The sequence below is a fragment of the Arthrobacter sp. Soil_N43 genome (assembly GCF_057655195.1).
On record NZ_JBDGML010000080.1, the window covers coordinates 1 to 5,037 of the forward strand.

Sequence of the window (5,037 nt, forward strand, 5' to 3'; positions counted from 1 at the left end):
AGTAGCGGATGAGGTCGGGAACGTAGCTGTAGACCAGCTTGTCGTCGGCCACGCCGTTGCCGACGGCATTGGCGATGGTCACGCCGCCGGCCCTGGCGGCGTTGACGAGGCCCGGGCAGCCGAGCATGGAGTCGGAGCGGAACTGGAGCGGGTCCAGGAAGTCATCGTCGATCCGCTTGTAGATGACGTCCACGCGCTGTTCGCCTGCGGTGGTCCGCATGTAGACGCGGTTGCCGCGGCAGATGAGGTCGCGGCCCTCCACCAGCTCGACACCCATCAGCCCGGCGAGGAGGGTGTGCTCGAAGTAGGCACTGTTGAAGACGCCCGGGGTCAGGACCACCACCGTGGGGTCGTCCACGCCGGAGGGCGCGGTCTTGCGCAGGGCGGAGAGCAGACGCCGCGGATACTCTTCCACGGGACGGATGAGCTGGGAGCCGAACGCCTCGGGAAGGCCCTTGGCCATGGCGCGCCGGTTCTCCAGCACGTAGCTGACGCCGGACGGCACGCGCACGTTGTCCTCGAGGACTCGGAAGGTCCCGGCGGCATCGCGGACGACGTCGATGCCCGAGATGTGCACGCGGACGCCGCCGGCCGGTTCGAAGCCGTGCACGGCCCGGTGAAAGTGGGCACTCGTGGTCACCAGCTGGCGCGGAATCACGCCGTCGGACACGACCGTCATCTTGTCGTAGACGTCGTTGAGGAACGCCTCCAGTGCCCGGACGCGCTGGGCCACGCCGCGTTCCAGGACGCTCCACTCGTCGGCGGGGATCACCCGGGGGACGATGTCCAGCGGGAAGGGGCGCTCCTCCCCCGCAAAGTCAAAGGTCACGCCGCGGTCCAGGAAGGTCCGCGCCATCGAGTCAGCACGGGCACTGACGTCGGCGAGGGACAGCTCACGGAGGGCGCCGGCGACCTGCCCGTAGGACTTACGGGCGGTCTGCCCCGGGGCAAACATCTCGTCGTAGGCGCCGGTGCGGCCGGCAGCCTCGGAGTAATCCTGGAATAGGTCAGACATGGTCATTAGCCAACCACCTTTTTGTTGCGAATTCATTTCTGTACCCCGCCCTGGCGTGTTGACGGGTACGTCCGGTTGGTCTTTTGCCGCCGCCGTCCGGCATGGTTAGGACGTGCCAGACTTCCGATTCCCGACGCCGGCCCTGCAGCGGCTGCGCAGGGAGGCGCACCAGCACTTTACCCGGAATCTTCCCGGCCTGCTGACGGCTGTGGTTGCACTGGCCCTTGCCTTCACCGTCCACGCTGCCGTTCCGGCCCTTCCGGCCATGACCCTGGCCGTGGTCCTCGGCCTGCTGGCGGCCAATCTGCCGTTCACGGCGGCGTGGTCGGCAGGACGCGCCAGGCCCGGCCTCGACTTCGCCGGAAAGCACCTGATGCGCGGCGGCATCGTGCTCCTCGGGCTAAAGGTTGGCATCGCGGACGTGCTGGGGCTGGGCTGGAGCTCGCTGCTGCTGATTGCGGCCGTCGTCGCGGTGAGCTTTGCGGGCACCTACGGCATATCGCGCCTGTTCCGGCTGCCGCGGGACGCCTCGCTGCTGATAGCCACCGGTTTTTCCATCTGCGGCGCCTCCGCCATCGGTGCGATGGCCGCCGTGCGGCGGATCAGGCACCCGGACACGGTGCTCCCGGTGGCCCTCGTGACCCTTTGCGGCACGCTGGCCATTGGCGTCCTGCCGTTGCTGGTCCATCCCCTGGGCCTCAGCCCCGAAGTCTTCGGCGCCTGGACCGGTGCGTCGGTGCACGACGTCGGCCAGGTGGTGGCCACGGCGCAGACCGCGGGGACCGCGGCGCTGGGGATCGCCGTCGTCGTTAAGCTGACGCGGGTCATCCTGCTGGCCCCGATGGTGGCGGCAGCAGGGGTGCAGCAGCGCATGGCCTCGCTGCGCCGCAGACGCCATGACGCGCTCCAGGAAAAGAACCCTGCCGCCGGCGCCGCCGGGCCAGGCCAGGCGCCTGCCCTCCCGGCCATCCCCGAGGCGCTGCCGCCCGTGGTGCCGCTGTTCGTCGTCGGGTTCGTGGCGATGGTGGCCCTCCGCTCCACGGGGTGGCTCGCCGAAGGCTGGCTGGAGGCGGCCGCCGGGCTGCAGGACATCCTGTTGGGGGCCGCCCTGTTCGGGCTGGGGTCGGCGGTGCGCATCCACACCCTCATGCGCACCGGGCTGCGTGCCGTGAGCGCCGCGCTGGCGGCCTGGCTGCTGATCGCGGTCCTCGGGCTGGCCGCCGCCCTCCTCATGATTCAATAGCGGAGTGTCGAATGAGAACCTCCAACGCAACGAAGCGGCAGCGCGGTCGGTCCTGATCAGGACGCACGCGTATGACGTCCTGCTTGATGTCCGCCACGCGCCGGATCAGGAGGTGACCGGGTACACCAGCCGGAGCACCGTCACCTTTTCCGCAAGCGAGCCCGGAGCCTCGACCTTCCTGGACTTCATCGGACAGGTGGAGAACGTGGTCCTCAACGGCGTGCCGCAACCGGTGGCGGAGATTGCGGACGGCGCTCGGATCCGGCTCGACAACCTGCAGGCCGAAAACTCCGTGACGGTCACCGCCACAGCGCTCTACAGCCGTTCCGGCGAGGGCATGCACCGGTTTTTCGATCCGGCGGACGGGCAGTGCTACCTCTACACGCAATACGAGCCGGCCGACGCCCGCCGGGTGTTCGCCAACTTTGAACAGCCGGACCTCAAAGCCTCGTTCACCTTCCACGTCATCGCCCCGGCAGGCTGGCATGTCGCCTCCAATGGCGCGGAGGCCGGGCGCTCGCCCGTGGACGGCGATCCTGCCGCGGGCCGCTGGGACTTCGTTCCCACCCCGCCGATGTCCACCTACATCACCACGGTCCTGGCGGGTCCCTATTTCAAGGCTCAGGATCTGTGGGAAAGGACGTTCGACGACGGCACCCGGCTGGAAGTGCCGCTTGCCCTGTACTGCCGGGCGTCCATGGCGGAATCCTTCGACGCGCCAGCGCTGTTCCAACTCACCAAGCAGGGACTGGAGTTCTTCAACGGGCTCTTTGACTACCCGTATCCCTGGGGAAAATACGATCAGGCCTTCGTTCCGGAATACAACCTGGGGGCCATGGAGAACCCCGGCCTGGTCACTTTCACGGAGAATTACGTCTTCACCTCCCGGGCCACCGATTCGCAGTACCAGGCCCGCGCGAACACGCTGATGCACGAAATGGCCCACATGTGGTTCGGCGATCTGGTCACGATGCAGTGGTGGGACGATCTGTGGCTGAAGGAGTCCTTCGCGGACTACATGGGCACCCTCGGAGTGGACCGGGCCACCGGCTGGGACACGGCATGGACTAACTTCGCCAACAACCGGAAAGCCTGGGCCTACGTCCAGGACCAGCTGCCCACCACCCACCCGATCGTGGGGGACATCCCCGACCTCGAGGCAGCGAAGCAGAACTTCGACGGCATCACCTACGCCAAGGGCGCCTCGGTCCTGAAACAGCTCGTGGCCTACGTCGGCTTTGACGCCTTCGTCGCGGGGTCGCGGCAGTATTTCCGGGAGCACGAATACGGCAACACCACACTGGCCGACCTTCTTGCAGCGCTCAGCCGGGCCTCCGGCAGGGATCTGGCGGTGTGGGCCCGGCAGTGGCTCCAGACGTCCGGCATCTCCACGCTGAGCGTCGAAGTGGAAACCGCCGAAGAAGCTCCGGGGCGGCCGACGCTGGCCAGCGTCAGGCTGGTGCAGGATGCCCCGGACCCCGCGACCGGCCGCGCAGAGCTGCGGCCGCACCGCCTGCGGATCGGCCTGTACAACTTCGATTCGGCGGGCATGCTGGTCCGCACCGATTCCGTGGAGACGGACCTGTCCGGGGCTGACGAGGTTGTCCCGGAGCTGGCGGGCAAGGCCCTGCCGGCACTGCTGCTGGTCAATGATGAAGACCTGACGTACGCCAAGGTCCGGCTCGATGCTGCCTCCGAGGCCACGGTGCGCGCCTCGCTGGACCGGATCGGGGACGCCATGGCCCGGGCCCTGTGCTGGACTGCGCTGTGGAACTCCGCCCGGGACGGGGTAACCCCCGCCGACCGCTATGTGGACGCCGTGCAGCGGTTCGCCCCTGCCGAGACGGGAATCGGGGTGCTGCTGAACATTCTGGGCAACGCCTCGACGGCGCTCGAACAGTACGTCCCCGCGGACGGGCGCGATGCCCGCCGGGAGGCGTTCGCCGCCGCTGCGGCCGGGGAGCTGCGCGCGGCGGAGGCCGGTTCGGACCAGCAGCTTGCCTGGGCGCGGGCCCTGGCAACGCTCAGCCGCACAGACGGCAGCCAGGTGCCGCTGCTCCGGGGCCTGCTGGACGGCACGGCCGAGATCCCCGGGCTGGCGGTGGACGCCGAGCTGCGGTGGAGCCTCTGGCACGCCCTGGCCGCGCACGGACTGGCCGGCGAGGCCGAGCTGCATGCCGAACTGGCCAGGGACAACACGGCGTCCGGACGGGCCGGGCACGCCACGGCGCTTGCCGCCCGGCCTGAAGCCGCCGTCAAGGCGGCTGCCTGGGATGCCGCCGTGCGCGGCACGGAACTGTCCAACCAGATGCTCAGTGCCACGATCACGGGATTCAACACCGGTTCTGCGGAGTTGCTCGATCCCTTCGTGGAACCGTACTTCGAGTGCCTGGAAACGGTCTGGGCCGAGCGGAGCATCGAGATCGCGAGCCGGATTGTCCGCGGGCTGTACCCCGGCTCCCGCGACCTGGCCCCTGGCGGCGGCTCCGCCGACGAACACCCGGTTATTGTCCGGACCGACGCCTGGCTGGAGTCCCACCAGGACGCGCCGCGCGCGCTGCGCCGCATCATCATCGAGCAGCGCAGCCACCTGCACCGCGCGCTCACGGCCCAGGCAGCCTCGCTGGCCGGGAAAGCACCATCGGTTGCTCCGTAACTGCCGTTTTTGAGCGCCCAGAACGGCATTTGGGCCCACGCCGGCAGGGTTCCCTGGCCGAGCTTGCGAGGCGAGGAGGCCGGTGGGGAGCACTCGATGGATTTGTCAGGGCACGCGGTGCAG

3 protein-coding genes are annotated in these 5,037 nt (G+C 68.8%); 2 read left to right on the forward strand and 1 reads right to left on the reverse strand.

What is annotated here, in order from left to right; translation table 11 throughout:
• Nucleotides 1–1,015 (reverse strand): circularly permuted type 2 ATP-grasp protein (locus tag AC3A3W_RS09170; RefSeq protein ID WP_487442134.1); only part of this gene is annotated, 1,015 nt, incomplete at its 3' end.
• Nucleotides 1,016–1,166: 151 nt separating this feature from the next.
• Between AC3A3W_RS09170 and AC3A3W_RS09175 the strand changes: the two genes are divergently transcribed.
• Together AC3A3W_RS09175 and pepN are read left to right on the forward strand one after the other, a co-directional pair.
• Nucleotides 1,167–2,258, forward strand: a complete 1,092-nt coding sequence (locus AC3A3W_RS09175) for a YeiH family protein (RefSeq protein WP_487442138.1) — start codon at nt 1,167–1,169, stop codon at nt 2,256–2,258.
• Nucleotides 2,259–2,262: 4 nt separating this feature from the next.
• The gene (pepN, locus tag AC3A3W_RS09180; RefSeq protein WP_487442136.1) at nt 2,263–4,914 is read left to right on the forward strand and encodes an aminopeptidase N; all 2,652 of its coding nucleotides are present in this window, start codon (nt 2,263–2,265) and stop codon (nt 4,912–4,914) included.
• The last annotated feature ends 123 nt before the right edge of the window (nt 4,915–5,037 follow it).